The organism is uncultured Rikenella sp. (assembly GCF_947628055.1).
GTDB lineage: Bacteria > Bacteroidota > Bacteroidia > Bacteroidales > Rikenellaceae > Rikenella.
In genome coordinates this window covers 1-19,385 of the sequence record NZ_CANQYJ010000041.1, presented here as the reverse complement: position 1 = coordinate 19,385, position 19,385 = coordinate 1, and the positions used below count along the sequence as shown (strand labels likewise).

Here is a 19,385-nt window from a genome sequence, read left to right as displayed (position 1 = left end):
GCAGGAAATAGTAGTGGTTCCGCCCCTTGTTGGCCGCCACCTCCGACGGGAGGCCGTCCTGCGGCCCGAGGTAGAGCTCGTCTAACGGCCGGATCCCGCTCATCCAGTTGCCGTCCACGATCGTGTTGTTCTGAATGTCGCTCTGCCGCCCCACGAAGTTCCAGAGGAAGTACCGCCAGTACATGTTGTTGAGCTGGTAAGCGAAGAAGAACTTGAGGTTCTCCCCGAACGTCGGCACCGTCACCATCGTCCCGTCCTCGGCCCGCACGCGGCGCCCCTTGATGTCGGCCCACCGTTTGTACTCCTGCACATGTCTCGCATCCGCGCTGTGCATCCGTGGAAAGAGCATTTTCGTATTCCCGTCGAATTCATAGCCTTTCGGGCGCGCCATCGGCTGGTATTTGCCCGCAGTGTCCACATAATAGGTGTCGTCGAACTCCGTTCCCACCGCCGGCGAAGCATAGGTTTCCCCATACAAAAGCGGCGGTGCGCCGTACTGGTCACGGTTGAGGAACGAGAGCAGCGCATACGGATTGCTCGGGTCGTTGCTGTTCATCGGCGGGTCGATGCTCGCCCGGATCAAGACAATGCCGTAGGTCGAAATCCCCACGATGACCATAAAAGCCGAAAGCAGAATCGTATTCCACCCCGCCAGTCCGCGCTGCCGGGTCCGCCACACGCCCCAGCCGAGCAGCCCCAGCAAGGCCACGACAAAGAAAGCCAACCCGCTATTGATCCCTAATCCGAAGCCGTTCACGAAAATCCGATCCACGAACGCCCCGATCGACACCACGGTCGGGGTCAGCATATAGAATGCACCGGTCAGCAAAATCGACACGATGCCCGGTTTCCACAAATCCGCCTTCGGCCTGCCCGGGAATCGTTTGAAGTAGTAGATGAAGACGATGGCCGGAATCGCCAGCAGGTTCAGAATGTGCGCCCCCACCGACAACCCCATCAGATAAGCGATGAGCACTAACCACCGGTTGCTCCCCGGCCGGTCGGCGACGTTCTCCCACTTGAGGATCGCCCAGAACACCACCGCCGTGAAGAGCGACGACAAGGCATAGACCTCCGCCTCGACCGCCGAGAACCAGAAGGTGTCCGTCCACGTATAGGCCAGCGACCCGATCGCCGCCGCCCCGAGCACCGCCCAGCTCTGCCCGTCGGTCAGCTCGCTCTCTTCCTTGCGGAAAAGCCTCCGCCCGAGGTGTGCGATCGTCCAAAACAGGAACGCGATGGTCAGTCCGCTCTCCAACGCCGACAAGGCGTTGATCGCTGCCGCCACCCGGGTCGGATCGCCGGCGAAGATCGCTCCCAACCGGTTGATGAGGAAGAAGAAAGGCGTTCCCGGCGGATGCCCCACTTCGAGTTTGTAACTGGTCGCGATGAACTCGCTGCAATCCCACAGGCTGGCCGTGGGTTCCATGGTGAGCAGGTAGGTGAGGCTGGCGATGACGAATACGATCCATCCCCCCCAGACGCTGCGCTTGCTGAAGCTGCTCATGGGCTTGGGTGTGTAATTTAACAGGTATTAGCGGGGGCTAAGTTAAGTCTTTTTTGTCGAATTTGCTTATCGGCCGCCGGCGGCGCCCCGGTCGGACACCCCGGCATGCGCGAGATGATCCGCTATTTTTCCGGTCAGAAATCCATCGACAGGCCCACCCCGAAATAGAACTTGTCGTTCGAGGGCGAGGCCAGCGTGAACTTCACCGTCGCCGGGCTGGTCGAGCCGACCGCATTCACCTCGAACGCGATATCGCCCCCATACGACCAGATGTCCCGGTTGCGCGTCGAGCCGCCTGCGGCGAAATAGGCCCCCCGGCTGTAATCCCCGAACAGATTGAGCCAGATGCGTTTGAGGTAGATCAGCCCGTTGATCCCTCCGTCCGGATAGCACAGCGGGAAAGTGTAGTCGACCGCCGCCGCGCCGTAATATTTCGCCGCCCAACCGTTGTACGCTCCGCGCGGGAACAGCGGTTTCTGCGTGAAGCCCAGCTCGGCCTCCGTCTGGCACATCCCCGCCGCCCGCAGCGTGATGCTGTGGTTGCGCATCAGGCCCGGCAGGTAGCCCCGCGCGTAAAGACTGTAGAGCATTCCGAACCGGTCGTTGAACGCTCCCGCCGCATCCGCCCGCAGGGCATAGCCCAGCCGCGGCACGATGCTCCGCACCGATGCCCGCCGGTTGTCGCTCCACCACAGCGATGCCTGGTACTTCTGATACCCTTTTGCAAAACGCGCCTCGTCCGGGTCGTAAAGCAGCGAATTGTAGTGCGTCACCGTGAACGAAGGCTGCAACAGCCGGTAATGGCTCCCGCCCGAGAAATTGAGCGGCACTGCGATACTTCCCTGAACATGCAGGTAGTTCTTGAGACTTTCCGGAACCCGCACCCCGGCGATGTAGTCGTTCACCGGAATATAGACCCCCTGTTTTCCGCCGCCGTACTCCACGCCTGCCGTGATCTGTACCGGCAAACCGGCGTATGTCCACGATGCCTGAAGCCAGTCGTCGCCGTGCAGCCGTCCGTAAGTCGCCGAGCCGTAGCTGTCGCCCATCACGCTCTGGAAAAAAAGACTGGCTCCGAAGCCGATATTCAATTCCCGCTCGCTGGAGTTGAGCAGGTCGTCCACATCCGCCGCCACCGGCGCCCAGCTGTGGACGTTGAACCACCGCAACCCCTTGCCGTAGCGCCGCACCTTGTGGGTGGTTGCCGTGTCTTCCATCGGCAAAGCACTCATTTTCTGCACATTCCACGACGGGGCCGGAATATTCAGCAGGTTTTTCGGCAGCCGCGACCACCGAACGGTGTCTTGGGTAGCATCAGCGCCCGTTTGCGCGGAAGCCACTAAGTACCCATCCGCAGTATAGGTGGTGAACAGTACACTGCCCTCCTTGCCGCTGCCGGCCGCCGAAGGGGAGTAGGCCCCGAACCGCGAGGTCGTGAGCCGCCGCTCCGTCCGCTCCGGCGAGAGGAGGTCTATCGTGTGTATCTCGTCTTTCCCGGATTGGATCGAGCTGAAATAGAGATGTCCGTTCCCATCCGCCGTCAGGCCGCTGACGGTGACCATCGACGGCGCGGTAATATCCTCTGCCGGCATAAGCCTCCCGGCTTCCGATACCGAGGTCCGGCGCAGGTGCATCCCCCGTTCGCCCAACGCGATAAATGCCAGTGTCCGGGTCGCCTCGTCCCACGCCAGGCCGTGGAGTGTGGTGAGCCTGTCGAACCGCAGGCGGTCGGTCTCCCGGAAGTCTGCGGCGTCGTGCAGCACCAAGTCGCTCCCTCCCAAAGAATCCGGCGACACGGTGGCGATAAAATCCCGACCGCCGACCGTCAACGGCGTAACGAAATAATTGGCTTGCCACCGCCCGTAAATGCGCCGCTTCCCGGTCGCGAGGTCGAGGCTCCGCACCACCGAGTAGGTTTTGTATTCCCAGACCGGATGCGGCTTGAACTCTGTCCACCAGAGGGTGTTTCCTGCCCGCACCGGCCGGCTCGACGGCGGGGCGATCCACTGTAAAGTGCGTTCGGCATTCGCGGCGGTATCGATCGTCACGAACCGCACCGGCGTGTTGTAGTCGGTCTTGGTCGCCAGAATTCCTTGAGGTCCCCAAAGGGGGTCGGAGTAGGTCGTGAATCCGCTCCGCCGGTCTTGCGGCGCGGTCAGGGTCGGGTAATTGTCCGCCTCTGCGGCGTAAGGTTTCCAGTGTTCGTACAAGTCGCCCAGCGCTTTCCGGCTCAGATCGCTCAGGTGCTCGCCATAATGCCGTTTGAGGTAGATGCGCAGGGGGACGATGAAGATCGGCCACTTGCCGGCGTATTCCACTGTCCGGCCCCACATTTCCGGCCCGTGGTAACGCTCGCCGGCGGCCACCATCTGATAGCCGTATTCGTAAATCCCGGGAATGTAGGTGCGGTAGGAACCTGCGATCCATTTGTCGCTTTTCATGCTTACGAAAGTGCTGTCTGCTGCGAACAAGGCGCGCATCCCGACGGTAAACGATGGCTGCAATGCCCGTCCGAATTCGGAGAATTGCGTTTCGGCCATCGTGGCGTCGCCTTCGAGGAACCATTTGGGCACGACTAACATGCCCACGCAGGTTCCTGCCTGTCCGAAGAGCCACGAGGCCACTCGCGTGACGCCGCTGCGCAGGGAGGAGAGCTGCACGATGTGCCGGCTTTCATGTACGGCGAGCTGTTTGAGCCACGGGTCGGCATAAATATCCCCTGCCGGCGCGGTCGTCATCAGTTCCATCCTCTTCGGGGCCCATACCACTTCGCCGTTGGAATAGAGATTTTCGGTATGCAAAACGATCGGCAACCGTTGCGGCTTACGTGTAAAGCCGTGTGTAATGCCGGGGGCGATGCTGTCCATGAATCCGGCCAGCGCGACTGCGGTGGGGACATAATAGTCGGGATAGATGAGTTTGTAGTGCGGGCTTTTGATCTGCTGCCACCGGATGTTCATCGGGCCGCGTCCGTTGTAGTAGAATTGCGCTTGCGCGATTTGTGGAGACATGAGGCTCGCAAAAAGCGGGAAAAGGATTGCGCGGAGGACGGTTCGGAGGCGGAGCATGGGCTGGACGGCTGAAGGGGGTGTTAAATTTTGCGGGCTTTGTATCCGGCGGCGGTGAGTATCGCTACGATTTTGTCGCGAAGGTCGCCTTGTATGATGATTTCGCCGTCTTTGGCGGATCCGCCGACGCCGCATTTCTGTTTGAGGTGTTTGCACAGTTCTTTGAGGTCGTTGTCTGTGCCGACGAAGTCGGCTACGATGGTGACTTGTTTGCCGCTTCGATTCCGTCTGTCGAGGGCTACGCGCAGTTTCTGCCGTTCCGGGGCCAGGGTCTCGGGTTGCTCTGCTGTCTCGAAGGTGTATTTGTAATCGGGGTCGGTGGAGTAAACTGTCCCGAGGCGCGTTTTCCAGTCGTTTGTGCTCATTGTCGAAATTATCTGTTCGTTTATTCTCTGCCTTAATTGGAGGCAACTGTCGCTTTCTTGAAAGAAAGCGACGCAAAGAACTTTTGAGATAGCTACGCTACTCCTTAGGCTCCGCAGTCCTCTTTCTTTACATTTGGTTCGGGGCGCGGGAATCGGGCCGATAAGGGCTAAACTTCATGATGTCGGCCCGATTCTCCGCACTCCGACAAATCAAAGCCAAGGGTACCCGGCAGGCTCAAGAGATGCGTAAGCATCTCAGAAAGTTTTTCTGGTTCTCGCTAACTGCGCTGCGCTTGTTTTCCTCCTCGCCGCTCACCATAGTCCGCAAGCGGTCTCTGGATTCGCTGGCAGCGTCGGTTGTTCACAAAGAGAACGGTACCCTCAAACATAGGGTAGCGATTAAACGAACGGTTATTTAGCCATAGCCGCTTCCACATCGTCCGCCGCGATCGGAGGCCGGTGTTTGCTGACCAACCGGTTACCCGTCTGCGTAATCAAGATATTATCCTCCAGCCGAATCCCCCCGAAATCGAAATAGGCATGCAGCTTCTGAAAATGAATAAACGCCGAATTGATATGCTCCCGCTCCCACTTTTCGATCAATGCCGGGATGAAATAAATCCCCGGTTCCACCGTCACCACATGGCCCGGCCGCAAAGCCTTGCCCATCCGCAAAGCCCCCAGCCCGAACTGCGTGCTCCGCGTCGTAGCATCATCATAGCCCACATATTTCTCGCCCAGCCCCTCCATATCGTGCACATCCAGCCCCATCTGGTGCCCCAGCCCGTGCGGCATGAACAGCGCCGCCGCACCTGCCGCCACCGCTTCGTCCGGATCGCCCTTCATCAGCCCCAGCGCCGTCAGTCCCCGCGCGATGACCCGCATCGCCTCGATATGCACGCTCTGATACGTCACCCCCGGCCCCGCCAGCTCCTGCCCTTTGGCATTCGCCGCCAGCACGATGTCATAAATCTCCCGCTGCTGCTGCGTGAATTTTCCGCCGACCGGCAGCGTCCGCGTGTGGTCGCTCGCATACCCCATCGCATTCTCCGCCCCCGCGTCGATCAGCAGCAATTTCCCGTTCTTCAGCCGCCCCGCGTAGCTTAAATTGTGCAGCGTCTCGCCATGCTGCGACACGATGCTGCGGAACGACGTCCGCCCCCCCCCGTGCGCCGCAATCTTGTCCAGCTCCACCGCAATGTCCAGCTCGCTCAATCCTTCGCGGCACATGCCCATCGCCGTCGTGTGCATCTTGTAGCCGGTCATGGCCACCTCTTCCAATTGGGCGATCTCTTCCGGCTGTTTGATCTCGCGCATCGACACGATCGCCCGGATCAGGTCCCGCGACACATGGTCTTTGAGCCGTTCCGCCGCAATCCCCAGCCATGCGGAGAGTTGCAGCCGCGTCTTCCCGCGGTACGGTGGCACATAGTGTATCTTGCGCCCCTTTTTGATCGCGCTGTTCAGCGTGGCCGCCAGTTCCTGCAGGTTGCCCGACGACTTGACGCCCGAAAGGGCCGCCAGTTCGCGCACCGTCGGCTGCGGCCCCATCCAGATCAGATCGTCCATCGTCCAGTCGTCGGCATAGAGGCAGTCCGTGTCGCGGTCGACGTCGATCACCCCCACGAAGCCCGGCTGTGTCAGACCGAAATAGTAGAGGAAATTGCTGTCCTGCCGGAAGTCGTAAGCGTTGGCGAGATAATTGACCGGCGCATCGTCGAGGCCGGGCAGGAGAATGACGCCGCTCTTGATCTTTTTGCGCAGTGCGGCCCGGCGCGCCATATAAATTTCTGGGGTGAACATGGTTTTGTGTTTGTGTATGGGTTCCTAATATCGATATAACGTATGAGGCCTTCTCTTTACTATTTAATCCGTTGTAAAAATAGATATTTTTATCCCTTTTCTCAAAACGACAGGCCCCGCAAAGGGGGCCTGTCGTTTCGCTTGCGGAGGGAGTCCGCCCGAGAATGGGAATTTAGCGTCCGAATCCGGCCGGGAGCTCAAAGAGGAAGGTGAAAGGTTTCGTCTCTGCGAATTTCGCTGTCGCATCTCCGGCATACTCTTGGCCGCCGGTAAGTGTCAGTTTCTTGACCGGAGCTCCCGGTTCCAGGTCGGCTGCTTTCAGGTCGACCCACAGAATCGCCGGGGCCAGCGTGGTCTCGAAGTAGTATATCCGGTTTTTCTGGTCGCTGACCGACCGCCAGCGGGTCGAGGAGTTGTTCGGGTGGTCGGAAACCGAAATGCCCAACGGAACGGATACGGCGCGCATCACGCTGAATACGGCGGCGACGGCTGTTTTCGGGTCGGAGGTCTGTTCCACGGCGTTGATATAGAAGCTGGCGCGCACGAATCGGTCGGAGGATTTGTTGGTGCCCGGCAGCATGTTGAGCCCGCCGATGGGTTTCCAGTAATCGAGAACGGCAAGCTGCCGGTCGTAGGGGGGCGAATTGGTCAGCACTTGGTACTGTTGTCCTTCGTGGATGGTGATTTTCCCGTCGAGGTATTCGATGATGGCGCTGTTCCCGGTGCTGTCCGAGAGGGCCATGTGCATGGTCGAGGCTTGTCCGCCGGGCATGGCGGGCGCGTCGATGCGGAAGCTGTCTTTTCCCATCTCGGCGACGGCTTCCGAAACGGTGGCGAAGTTGTCCAGCACCCACTGGCACCAGATGCTCATCCCCATGACGGGCCGGTGGTCGGGACCGGGACGGTCGTACCGGGTTTCGGTCAGGTAGAGCAGCTGGGCGACGAGGCCTTTCTCGTTCATCCCTTCGGAGGTGCCGATGTCGTAGGAGACGGCGGCGATGCTGCCGTATTTGGATGTCCAGCTGAGGTGCGGCCCTCGGTCGTAGCTTACGCGTTGTATGCCGCGGGGCAGCAGCCACAGGTTGGTGGGCATTTCGTCGCGCCAGTCCATGGTGCGGCCGGTGACGATCATCCGGTCGGAGCCGAGGTAGACGGCGCGGGTGCAGGGCTCGGCGGTCTGGACCGGAAAGCCGGAGAATACGAGCAGGCCGGCCAGACAACAAAGGGTGTGTCTCAAGTTTTTCATGATAATCTGATTTACTGATGATTTTTTGATATTTGTTTTGATTTACGTTGGTTATTTTGGGGCTGGGGGCGCATTTTTTGGGGGGGTGTCTTTTGTTTGCCCCTGCGCAGCGGTCGGGGTGCCGCTCGGCACTCGAGCCGGACTGGAACTACCCGAAATATCCTCCGCGGGCTGCGACCCATTTTGAGACAAAGAACTATGCTTTGCCCGCGCACCCGTGAAACTCCGGTTCGCAGAACCGGGCGGGCCGGACGCCTCCCCCTCGGGAAGCCCGGTGCAGTTAGGCACTCGAGCCGCAGCCGTTGGCTGTTTTATTGACCGCCTTTACCCCAAAGCCCCCGTTAGCTTCGGCCGGTTAGAGCCGAAAACCGCAATCACTCTTTGTCCCTGCGCACCGTGCCTTACAGGGCGAAAGCATTCCCGACAAACTCTCGTTTATCGGTACGATTAATGATCATTCCGCGAAGCGGGCAGCCCGGAGCCTCCCCCGGCGCAGGGCTGCAACCTGAAGGTCTTGCCCGCGCAGGCTCCGGACTGAAAATAAACTGTACGATTTTCCTTTTTCGGCGTCGGCGCGCGAGGATGAACCCGTTTTATCCCCATGCTGGCGGAAATCCGGTTCAAAGAACCGGGCTGGCCGCAGCCCCGTCCCGAAGCCAGCGGAGGAGCAACAAGCTGTGCGCGTTGCGCCCCTCCGCAGCCGGGGGCTTCGGGGCGCCCGACTCTCCGAGTCGGATACCGAGAAATCCACTTTCCACGCACTGGCGAAATCATTTTGGGTCGCACAGCCTGCACATTTCAGAAACATACTCATTACCTGCGCGCCGGCGGAAACTCGGTTCGACTGCGATCTTCCTATGTCGGGCCGCAGCCTCCCGCACCGTAGCGGAGGCCCGGTGCCGCTCGGCACTCGAGCCGGGCTGGAACTACCCGAGGTCTTCCGAGCGTCAGACCCGGTGCCGCCGGGATGCAAAAAGACTTTTCTGCGGCAATCTCCTTGTGCCGGTCAGCCTCTCTCTCAATCATCTCCGCTGGCCCCGACCATTCCCCTGTCGGAAGCCAAGTAAACCGCGACCTTCGGTCGCGCGAGTCGCCGCCACCCCATGCGACGCGAGCAACTTCGACGGTGCTTGTTGCTCTTTCCGCTGGCGGCGACCCGGTACTATTCAGAATCATTCTTTACCCGCGTGCCGGGATGAACATTCTTTGTCCGCGCGCTGGCGGAAATCTTGTTCAAAAGCGCAAACTGCTTTTGAACGATTTCCTGTTCCAGCCGTCGCGCACGGGGCCGGTACCACTCAGCACGCGATCCGCATCCTTCGGGTGTTCTATTGGCCTGCCGGTAGCAAGATAAACTACCCCAAAGAGGGTATTGCCCTGCGCGGGCGGCGTCCGGGTGACCCCGGCGGGACGGGCGAAACTGCGTTTCGCTGGAACTGGAGGTCCCCCAAACAAAAACTGCGCGCCGCAAAAAAGAGAAAACCACTCTCAGGTCGGGCAGCCCGCGCTTAATAAGTCCTCTCAAACTCCAACAAAAGCCCCAACGCCCCCCGCCGGGCTTGCGAAACTGCGTTTCGCTGGAGTCAAAACTATCTCAAACAAAAACCGCGCGCCGGTAGAAATTCGGTTTAGCTGCGATCTTCCTATGTCGGGCCGTAGCCTCCCGTAGCGGAGGCCGGTGCCGCGAGGCACTCGATCCGGGCCGTAACTACCCCAACTCCGCAGGCTGCGACCCAAAACTATACTTGTCCACGCTCTGGCGAAAATTCTGTTCCAAAGGAGGAAACTGCCCTCGGGCCGGGCAGGCCCCGCTTAAACAAGTCCCCTCAAACTCCAACAAAAGCCCCAACGGGGCCCACAGTGGGCGAGGGGCAACCTCTCGCCCCAACCCCGCAACCGAAAACCATGCCAATGAACAACCGTACTGGTCGATGGCAAATAACGTGCAAAAAAGAGGCGTTTTTCCACTTTGTGGAAAAACGCCTCCCCGCAATGACCGAGTGAGAAACCGGCCGCAGTTACTTCGCGTAACTGATCGACCGCGTCTCCCGAATGACCGTAATCTTCACCTGCCCCGGATAGGTCATTTCGTCCTGAATCTTTTTCGCAATATCGTGCGACAGAATTTCCGCCTGCTGGTCGCTGATCTTTTCGCTTCCGACAATCACCCGCAGCTCGCGCCCCGCCTGAATGGCATAGGTCTTGAGCACGCCCGGATGCGCCGCAGCGAGGTCTTCCATCTCCTTCAGACGCTTGATATAGCTTTCGACCACCTCTCTCCGCGCCCCCGGCCGCGCCCCCGAGATAGCGTCGCACACCTGTACGATCGGCGCGATCAGCGTGGTCATCTCGATCTCGTCGTGATGCGCCCCGATGGCATTCACCACCTCCGGTTTTTCCTTGAATTTTTCGGCGAGTTTCATACCGATGATCGCATGCGGCAGCTCCGGTTCGTCGTCCGGCACCTTCCCGATGTCGTGCAGCAGCCCTGCCCGCCGCGCCAGCTGCGGATTCAGCCCCAGTTCCGCCGCCATAATGCCGCTCAGATTCGCCACCTCGCGCGAGTGCTGCAACAGGTTTTGCCCGTAAGAAGACCGGTACTTCATCTTCCCGATCAAGCGGATCAGCTCCGAGTTGAGACCATGTATCCCCAGGTCGATCGCCGTCCGTTTTCCGACTTCGACAATCTCTTCTTCGATCTGTTTCTGGACTTTGGCCACCACCTCTTCAATACGCGCCGGATGGATCCGTCCGTCCGTCACCAACTGGTGCAGCGCCAGCCGTGCAATCTCCCGCCGCACCGGGTCGAATCCCGACAGGATAATCGCTTCCGGCGTATCATCGACGATAATTTCGACCCCCGTAGCCGCCTCCAGCGCCCGGATATTCCGCCCTTCTCGTCCGATAATCCGCCCTTTGACTTCATCGGAATCGATGTTGAACACGGTCACCGAGTTTTCGATCGCCGCTTCGGTCGCCACCCGCTGAATACTCTGCACCACAATCTTCTTGGCCTCCTTGTTGGCGGTCATCTTGGCTTCGTCGATAATGTCGTTGATATAGGCCGCCGCTTCGCTCTTCGCCTCCGACTTGAGCTGTTCGATCAGCTGCGCCTTGGCTTCTTCGATCGAGAGGCCGCTGATCTGTTCCAGTTTCACGATCTGTTCTTTGGTCAGCCGGTCGAGCTCTTCCTTGCGCCCCGCCAGCGATTGCAGCTCGCTTTCGACTTTGGCCTTGGTTCCCTCGAATTCCTTGATGCGCTTATTGAGCTGTTCGCTTTCCTGGTTCAGCTGCGATTCCCTCTGTTTGATTTTGGCTTCGATCTGTTGCAGACGTGTGTTCCGCTCGGCCACCTGTTTCTCGTGTTCCCCTTTCATCTGGAGGAATTTTTCCTTGGCCTGGAGAATTTTCTCTTTCTTGAGCATTTCACTGTCCTGCTCGGCTTCGCGCAGGATGGCGGAACGCCTCTTTTCGGTCGATTTGTAGGTAAACATGTAAGTGGCGTATCCCACCACCGCAGCGGCGATTACGGCACTTATCACTATGATCAGTATGTCCATTCGTTTGTTGTTAAGTAGTTGTTTTATATTCGGTTATCGGTTTGGTTTCAGGGAGTGGGGCACATGATGTGCGGATATAAAAAAAGCATGGTTTCCTTTGATGGTTTGACGAAAACTCCGGTCAAATCATGGGTGGAGCCGCCTTTGAATTTGGGACTTCCAACGTCCCGCCGCCGCGCCGTGGCGGCGTTTGGTGTGCGGGAACCCGCCGAAGCGGGGCAAGGCCTGTCCTACGTCCATAGAGTTATATGCTCCAAGTAGTTAATGTTGAGTATCGCAAAGCAAAAGGAAACCATGCGGGCATTTTTCGGTTTCTTCTGGTATGTACCGGAAAAAGAGATACTGTTCGCTAATAGGAACGGGACGCGGAAGGTAATGTTGTTTTTCCGGGCACGGTGGGGGTGAGTAACAGAGGCTCCCCCGATTGTCTTCCAGGCCGTTGCGGCGATGGGTGGATGGGAGCATGCGGCGACCGGAGGGTTATGTCGTTTGCCTCCCGTGCCCCGTTCGATTCATTTAGGTATCTTTTCCCGAAAGAACGTTTCTCCGGAAAAGGGTGTGTCTCTCTTTTGCCGGAATGCGGCGCCGCTTCGGAAGAAGCGGTGCGTAAGATTTCTAAAGCATCAAAGTGCGTTTTCCTGCTTTTTCCTGGGTCTTCCCCGTCTGGCTTTGGGCTTCACGATGGGCGGCTGCTTTTCTGTCGGTGCCGTGCAGGCCTCCCGGTTTCCGTCCGTCTCGGCCCATTGGTCGAGCTCTGCGACCAGTGCCTTGAGCTTCAAAGCCTCCGGTGCCATTTCGAGGCGCTCCTTGTTCTCCTCGTTCTCGAGGGAGATGCGCATGGCAGCCATGGCCAAGTATTCGGTCAGCGATGCGTCGTAGTGGCGTTTCAAGGCGTCTATCTGTTCCTTGATGCGCCTTGCGGCACGCCTGACCCGCTCTTCTTCGTCGGCAGGAATGGTCAGTCGGTACGGTTTTTCGGCGATCTCTACGCGTATCTTCATCATCTTCCGTTCCATACCTCGTGTACATGATCTGCTTGCAATATCCGTGCCATCCCGTATGCCCGCGCGGCGGTTTTTTTAGAAAAAAGAAAAATCCGGCCGGTACGGGATTGCGCGAATGCGTTGCATTTACTTATTCATCAGGGCAATACAGCGATCCACATCTTTCAGCAGACGGTTGATGCGCAGTTTGGCCGCCCGAACCCCGCCGGAGACTTCGGTGACGGATTTGTGCAGCAAGAGCCGGTCCAAGCGTGTCCGCAGGTTTTCGATCTCTGCCGCCTGCGATGCCGCCAAGGCTTCGAGCCTCGCATTCTCGGCCGCCAGCCCCGCGTTCGCTTCGCGCAATTCGGCGTTCTGCGACAGCACACGCTCGACATTGCGTTCTACGCGTTCTACGAGGTTCAACTCCGAGATTTCGGTCATGGCAATCGTCTGCTGATCTGTTTGACAAAGCTACGGCTTTCCCTTCGGATTTGCAAATGTCGCTTCCCGGGAGGAGGTCAAAGTGTCTGGCCGTACAGGTCGTAATCGTCTGCCGAGACGATGCGGACGGTGGCGAAATCGCCCGCCTGCAGCGGAGCCGAAGCCGGGATCAGCACTTCCTGGTCGACCTCAGGCGAGTCGTATTGTGTGCGTCCCGCCCAGAAGTCCCCTTCGCGGCGGTCGATCATCACTTTTTGAAGCGTGCCGACGAACCGTTCGTTGGCGTCCCGGGCGATCTCCCGCTGAAGTTCCATCACGGCTTCCGCCCGGGCTTCCTTTATCTGCTGCGGCACGTCGTCCGTGAGTTCTGTGGCGGAATAGGTGCCTTCCTCTTCCGAGTAGGGGAATACGCCGAGACGGTCGAATTTCGTTTCGGCGACGAAGTGCAGCAGTTCCTGAAAATCGGCTTCCGTTTCGCCGGGATAGCCCACGAGCAGCGTTGTCCGCAAGGCGATGTCCGGAATCTCGCGCCGCAGGTCGCCGATCAACCGGATGGTCTCTGCTTTCGACAGTCCCCGCCGCATGGAGCGCAGCATCGGGTCGGAGATATGCTGGAGGGGGATGTCGAGGTATTTGCAGATTTTCGGTTCGTCGCGTATCGCTTCGATCACGTCGTGCGGAAAGTGGGCCGGATAGGCGTAGTGGAGCCGTACCCATTCGATCCCGTCGATGCGGCACAGTGCCCGCAACAGCTCGCCGAGCCGCCGCTTGCCGTAGAGGTCGAGGCCGTAGTAGGTGGTGTCCTGGGCAATGACAATGAGTTCTTTCACTCCCTTGTCTGCCAGTGCGGCTGCTTCGGCGAGCAGTTCCTCGAAAGGTACGGAGACGTGCCGGCCGCGAATCAGCGGGATGGCGCAGTAGCCGCATCCCCAGTTGCACCCTTCCGAGATTTTGAGGTAGGCATAATGTTTCGGTGTGGCGAGCTGTCGTTCGCCGCGCAGTTCGTCGCGGTAGCGTTCGCCGACGGTGCGGAGAATGTCGGCCAGGCTGTTCACGCCGAAAAATTGGTCTACTTCGGGTATTTCGTCCCGCAGTTCGTCGCGGTAGCGTTCGCTGAGGCAGCCCATGACGAACAGGTGGTCGATCTGCCCTGCTTCCTTAGCGGCGGCGAAGCGCAGTATCGTGTCGATCGATTCTTCTTTGGCGTCGCCGATAAAGCCGCAGGTGTTGATAACGACGACTTTGGCGTCGGTGGAGTCGCTGTCGTACATCACTTCCCAGTTCCCGGCGCCGAGCTGTCCGGCGAGGTGCTCGGAATCTACGATATTCTTGGCGCACCCGAGGGTGACGATATTGATCTTCTGTTTTTTCATACTACCGCAAAGGTAATGAAATTGCACGCGGGGAAGGATAGGGCTGGCGAATAAAATCAGTGTCGGCGGCCGGGCTGTAACTGCCTTTAATTGCGTGTCCGCTCGCGCCGGTTACCCGTGGCAGTGGAAGCCTGAATTTATTTAAAAATAGATTTTTTATCGCTTCGAGCCGGCGGTGCCGCTCGGCACTCGAACCGGGGAGTTTGTTTTACCTAATTCTCCTTTCGGGGGTGGCTCCGGGCTGGCCGCTTCGCGGGAATGGCATTTTTCTTTGCCGCCTCGAGCCGGGGGAGGGTTTGTTCTTTATAAGAAACTTTTTTGCGGCCCTCATGCCGGGCGGGGCTTTTTTCTTTGGTAATCGCCTTAGGCTGGCGGGGTTCTTACTCCATCTTTGCGGCCCTCGAACCGGGCGGGGCTTGTTAGCCGAGAGTTATTCTGCTGTTCGGCGTTCCTCGCCGGGCGGGCTCTTTGTTCCCGCTTCACCGCTCAAGCCGTGGAGACACTTTTTCTTAGCCGCCTCGAGCCAGCGGGGTTTCTACTTTCTTTGTCAGCAAAGAAAGTAGACAAAGAACCGACGCAGCAGGCGAGTGCCATCGAGCTTGCTCGAATGGCCGAGACGCCAGAAGGAAGGCGAAGCCAAACTGCCTCCAGCCGGTTTCGCCTTGTCGGGAGTCCGCGCGTCCTGCGCAGCCCCCTCAAGGCAAAACTCGACGCTTCCGGAAAGGCTTTCGCGTACGGAGAAAACTGTTTCCCGTGTCAGCGACCAGGCCGGAGCCAGCGAGGGCAGAACCGAACGCAGAGAGGTTGCAGCCCTTCGCCGGGGGTGGCTCCGGGCTGGCATAGGGAGATCGCAAATAACCATTCTCGTCTCGCCCGCTGATGCGAAAACTGTTTTCTCCGAGCGCGAAAGCACATCCGGAAGCGGCGCTCTTGAAATCAGTGTCTTCCTTAATTGCGGGTAGACACGGCATATCCGGGAATGTCGCGTTTTGACTTGAGAAGCCCGTGCGGGTGCGCGGGCTTCAATAAGGCAAAACCGATTCCCGGTGACTTCTTTGCTTCCTTTGACCTGCGGTCTTCCTCACGCTACCCCGGCATAGCCCGCAAGCGGTTTCTGCACTCGGTACGCTGCTCGGTTCTTGGTCACCCAAGAAAGGAAGGGCCCCCCGCGGCCTGAGCGGATCGAAAGAAAAACCTTTCCCAGCGAGGGAACGCCTGAATAGCAAAATAACTCTCAGCTAACAGAGCCCTGCCGGCTTGAGGCGACTAAGAAAAAGTGCCCACCCGGCATGAGGGCAACGAAGAAAAAGCGTACATTTTTCAATAGGGACGCAGCCTGCAGAGGATATTTCGGGTAGCTACAGCCCGGTTTGCGTGCCGAGCGGCACCGGGTCGGGCGCCCGGGAGAGAACGCAACGAGCACTGCCGAGTTGCGGCCTCCCGTGGGGGAGGCGTCCGGCCCGCCCGGTTCTGCGAACCGGATTCTCATCGGCACTCGAGACAAATAGGGTTCCGAAGCACGAGTACGACCCCGAACCAGCGGTACCGCTCGGTGCCCGATCCGAGTTATTGTCCGGTCGCATTCTTGCCCGGAGCCACCCCCGGCAGAGGTCCGGCGTCGCTCGGCACTCCGTCGGAGATATTGTAAATCCGGCGACGGCTTGCGCCACAGTCTGCGTCTGCGGCTCCCGGGTCGCTTCGGGTGCGACCATTAAAAAACCGGTTCCCCGCAATGGAGAAACCGGCCCAGTACAATCTGTGACACAGAGCTTTAGTGAGCAAACTCCGCAAAGAAATCGTTTCCCTTGTCGTCCACAATGATGAACGCCGGGAAATTTTCGACATAAATCTTCCGCACAGCCTCCATCCCCAATTCCGGGAAATCCACCACCTCGACCGACTTGATGCTGTTCTTCGCCAGCACCGCCGCCGGCCCGCCGATCGAGCCGAGATAGAAGCCCCCATGCTTTTTGCACGCCTCCGTCACCGCCTTCGAGCGGTTCCCCTTCGCCACCATGATGAGCGATCCGCCGTGATCTTGGAACAAGTCCACATACGGGTCCATCCGTCCCGCCGTCGTCGGCCCGAACGACCCCGACGCCATCCCGTTCGGCGTCTTGGCCGGCCCCGCATAGTAGATCGGGTGATTTTTGAAATATTCCGGCATCGGCTTCCCCTCGTCCAGCATCCGTTTGATCTGCGCATGCGCAATATCCCGCGCCACAATCAGCGTCCCCCGGATATTCAGGCGCGTTTTGATCGGATACTTGGTCAATTCCGCCCGCACCGCATCCATCCCCTTGTCGAGGTCGATCTCCACCGCCGGCGCCAGCCCCGGCGCCTGAGCCGGCAGGAACCGCGCCGGATTCTTTTCGAGCTGTTCGAGGAAAATCCCCTCCTCCGTAATCTTCGCCTTGATGTTCCGGTCGGCCGAGCAGCTCACGCCGATCCCCACCGGACAGCTCGCCGCATGCCGCGGCAGCCGGATCACCCGCACGTCATGCACCAAATACTTGCCCCCGAACTGCGCCCCCACGCCGCTCTCCCGGCAGATCCGCTTGATCTTCTCCTCCCATTCGAGGTCGCGGAACGCCCGTCCCCCCTCGTTCCCGCTGATCGGCAGGTGGTCGTAATAGTGTGCCGACGCCTTTTTCACCGTCGTCAGGTTCGCCTCCGCCGACGTTCCCCCGATCACCACCGCCAAGTGGTACGGCGGACAAGCCGACGTCCCGAGATCCTTGATTTTGTCTTTGATGAACGCCGTGAGCGACTCCTCGTTCAGCAGCGCCTTGGTCTGCTGGTAGAGGAAAGTCTTGTTCGCCGACCCTCCCCCCTTGGTCAAAAAGAGGAACTTATAGGCCATTCCCGGCTCCGCATAGAGGTCGATCTGGGCCGGCAGATTCGTCGCGCTGTTCTTCTCCTCGGTCATCGTGAACGGCACCACCTGCGAATAGCGCAGGTTGCAGTCCCGATAGGTCTCGTACACCCCTTTCGAGAGCCACTCGGCATCGTTCGCCCCGGTGTAGACATCCTCGCCTTTGCGCCCGATCACGATCGCCGTGCCGGTGTCCTGGCAGGTCGGCAGTTCGCCTGCCGCCGCCACCGTCTGGTTGAGCAGCATGGTGTAGGCCACGAACTTGTCGTTGTCGCTCGCCTCCGGGTCTTCGAGAATGTTCGCCAGCATCTGCAGGTGCGAAGCCCTCAGGTAAAACGACACGTCGCGGAACGCTTCGCGCGCCAGCAGGTTCAGCCCCTCCGGAGACACTTTCAGAATCCGTCGCCCGTCGCACTCGACGACCGAAACATAATCTTTGGTCAGCAGACGGTATTCCGTCGTATCTTCCGCCATTGGGAACGGCTCTTGGTATTTGAATTCGGACATGGTAGTATGGGTTTATTTCGTAAGCTGAGGACAAAGTTACGGTTTTTTCCGCAACAGGGGCCTCCGTACGGCAAAATGGCGCCCGCTGCAAGGGAATAAACGAGTATCGCCGGGGCTACCGAGGAGAACAAGGGCGCCCGAATCCGGATGTTCGCCGGGAGGAATTACCTGCCGTCTGCCGTTCCTTGTCTCCCCCGCAGCGCTTCGGCGATCTCCGCCCCCGAGGGGCTTTGGTAGAGCCGCAGACCGAAAACAGGCACGCAAGCGATCACGTACTCCACGACCGAACGCTTTACCGCGTCGTACACGTATTCGTCTTCGGTGTTGTTCGTGAAAGCGTAGACCTCGAATCCGATTCCCTTGTCGGTCATGTCGGACAGATACCGGGCGAATGTGAGCATTTGATGGTTCAGCTGCGGGTTCCGAAAGAGCCATACTTCGATGTGGGCGCGGAAAAGCGCCAGATTGGTCGGCCCCTGCGGACTGCTCGACCGGGCCAGCTCGGCCGCCGCTTTCGATTCGGAGGCGGTCAGCGGGTCCGACCCGATCCGGGCGAGCAGCTCGTCGCCGGCGGGCCGGACGGTGTTCGCATCCAACTGGAAACGGCAGATGAACCGCCGTCCGCCGCTGGTCTCCATGCAGCGCCAGTTGATGAATGATTCGGACACCATGGAGTAAATCGGAATCATCGTCACGGTGTTGTCCCAGTTCTGCACTTTGACGGAGTTGAGGTTGATGTCCAGCACCATGCCGTCGGCCTTTTTGCCGGGCATCTCAATCCAGTCGCCCGGACGCACCATGTCTTGTGCCGAGAGCTGGATGGAGGCTACGAATCCCAACAGGGTGTCGCGAAAGACCAAAGAGAGTACGGCGGCGACGGCGCCCAAGCCGACCAGCAGGCTGGCGGGATTTTTTTGCAGGATGTCGGCGGCGATCAGGATGGCTGCGAAGAATGCCAGAATGATCTTGCCGATCTGGATATATCCTTTGATCGACCGTTTCTGGGCTTCGGGCGACCGCTGGTAGGCGTCGTTCAGGGCATCGAGCATCGAGAAGAATACGAGCAGCAGGGTGAAGATCATGGCGCTCTCGGTGACGATCCTCGCTGCGGTGTTCAAGGCCGGCGCAAAGCCGCGGAAGAAGGTTTCCAGCCCGAGCAGAAGCACTCCGAGGGGAATGAGGTAGAGTGTCCGGTCGAAAAATTTTCGGTTATAGAGGATTGCGCCGATCGGGTTTTTGTGGCGTCGGACGCGTCGTTCGATGAAACTGATGATGAAGTGCGAGATTATGAAATCGACGAGCCAGACGGCCAGTGCCAGGCCGGCGCAAACGGCCAGAAAGGCGATTGCGCTGCTCCAGCCGGGGCCGATGCCGTGGCTGTGGAGCCATTGCCAGAGGTCTTCCACGATCCAGAATCTGGGGCTGTGGCTCTGAGCGTGGGCGACGGTGTGGATGCGGGCTGCGAGGGTCGGGTCGGCGGCTAATGCGCTGTGGAGCAGGGCGAGGGGTGTCGAAATGATGTTCATCAGGGCTCTATATTTCAGACGATTATTTGTAGGTTTATTTTGCACTGTGCCGTGAGTGACTGTTCTTTCTTTGAAAAGAAAGAACCAAAGAAACTTTCAGATAGCTGCGCTACTCCTTAGGCTCCGCA

The 19,385-nt window shown here is 59.1% G+C and carries 11 protein-coding genes; all 11 read right to left on the bottom strand.

Annotation, left to right across the window (positions count from 1 at the left end):
* Nucleotides 1-1,507: DUF2723 domain-containing protein (locus tag Q0Z93_RS05440; RefSeq protein ID WP_298063483.1), on the bottom strand; the 1,507-nt coding region annotated here is incomplete at its 3' end.
* Nucleotides 1,508-1,641: 134 nt separating this feature from the next.
* On the bottom strand, nt 1,642-4,518 hold the full coding sequence (locus Q0Z93_RS05435; RefSeq protein WP_298063481.1) for a hypothetical protein: 2,877 nt from the start codon (nt 4,516-4,518) through the stop codon (nt 1,642-1,644).
* 80 nt (nt 4,519-4,598) lie between these two features.
* Nucleotides 4,599-4,940 (bottom strand): translation initiation factor, encoded by a 342-nt coding sequence (locus Q0Z93_RS05430; protein ID WP_298063479.1) that lies wholly within the window; start codon nt 4,938-4,940, stop codon nt 4,599-4,601.
* Between the two features lie 411 nt (nt 4,941-5,351).
* Complete coding sequence (locus Q0Z93_RS05425; protein WP_298063477.1) at nt 5,352-6,743, bottom strand: aminopeptidase P family protein; 1,392 nt, start codon at nt 6,741-6,743, stop codon at nt 5,352-5,354.
* 172 nt (nt 6,744-6,915) lie between these two features.
* Nucleotides 6,916-7,989 carry a linear amide C-N hydrolase gene (locus Q0Z93_RS05420; RefSeq protein ID WP_298063475.1) on the bottom strand — a complete coding sequence of 358 codons (1,074 nt, stop codon included), beginning with the start codon at nt 7,987-7,989 and terminating at the stop codon, nt 6,916-6,918.
* 2,018 nt (nt 7,990-10,007) lie between these two features.
* Entirely contained in the window at nt 10,008-11,549 is a 1,542-nt protein-coding gene (rny, locus tag Q0Z93_RS05415; RefSeq protein WP_298063473.1) for a ribonuclease Y, read from the bottom strand.
* Between the two features lie 623 nt (nt 11,550-12,172).
* On the bottom strand, nt 12,173-12,565 hold the full coding sequence (locus Q0Z93_RS05410) for a cell division protein ZapA (protein ID WP_298063470.1): 393 nt from the start codon (nt 12,563-12,565) through the stop codon (nt 12,173-12,175).
* A gap of 114 nt (nt 12,566-12,679) precedes the next feature.
* Nucleotides 12,680-12,976, bottom strand: a complete 297-nt coding sequence (locus tag Q0Z93_RS05405; protein ID WP_298063467.1) for a hypothetical protein — start codon at nt 12,974-12,976, stop codon at nt 12,680-12,682.
* Between the two features lie 77 nt (nt 12,977-13,053).
* Nucleotides 13,054-14,349, bottom strand: coding sequence for a 30S ribosomal protein S12 methylthiotransferase RimO (gene rimO / locus Q0Z93_RS05400; protein WP_298063465.1), 1,296 nt, complete (start codon nt 14,347-14,349; stop codon nt 13,054-13,056).
* 1,771 nt (nt 14,350-16,120) lie between these two features.
* Nucleotides 16,121-17,731 carry a fumarate hydratase gene (locus tag Q0Z93_RS05395; protein WP_298063463.1) on the bottom strand — a complete coding sequence of 537 codons (1,611 nt, stop codon included), beginning with the start codon at nt 17,729-17,731 and terminating at the stop codon, nt 16,121-16,123.
* 164 nt (nt 17,732-17,895) lie between these two features.
* Nucleotides 17,896-19,257, bottom strand: a complete 1,362-nt coding sequence (locus tag Q0Z93_RS05390; protein WP_298063460.1) for a mechanosensitive ion channel domain-containing protein — start codon at nt 19,255-19,257, stop codon at nt 17,896-17,898.
* Between the last annotated feature and the right edge of the window lie 128 nt (nt 19,258-19,385).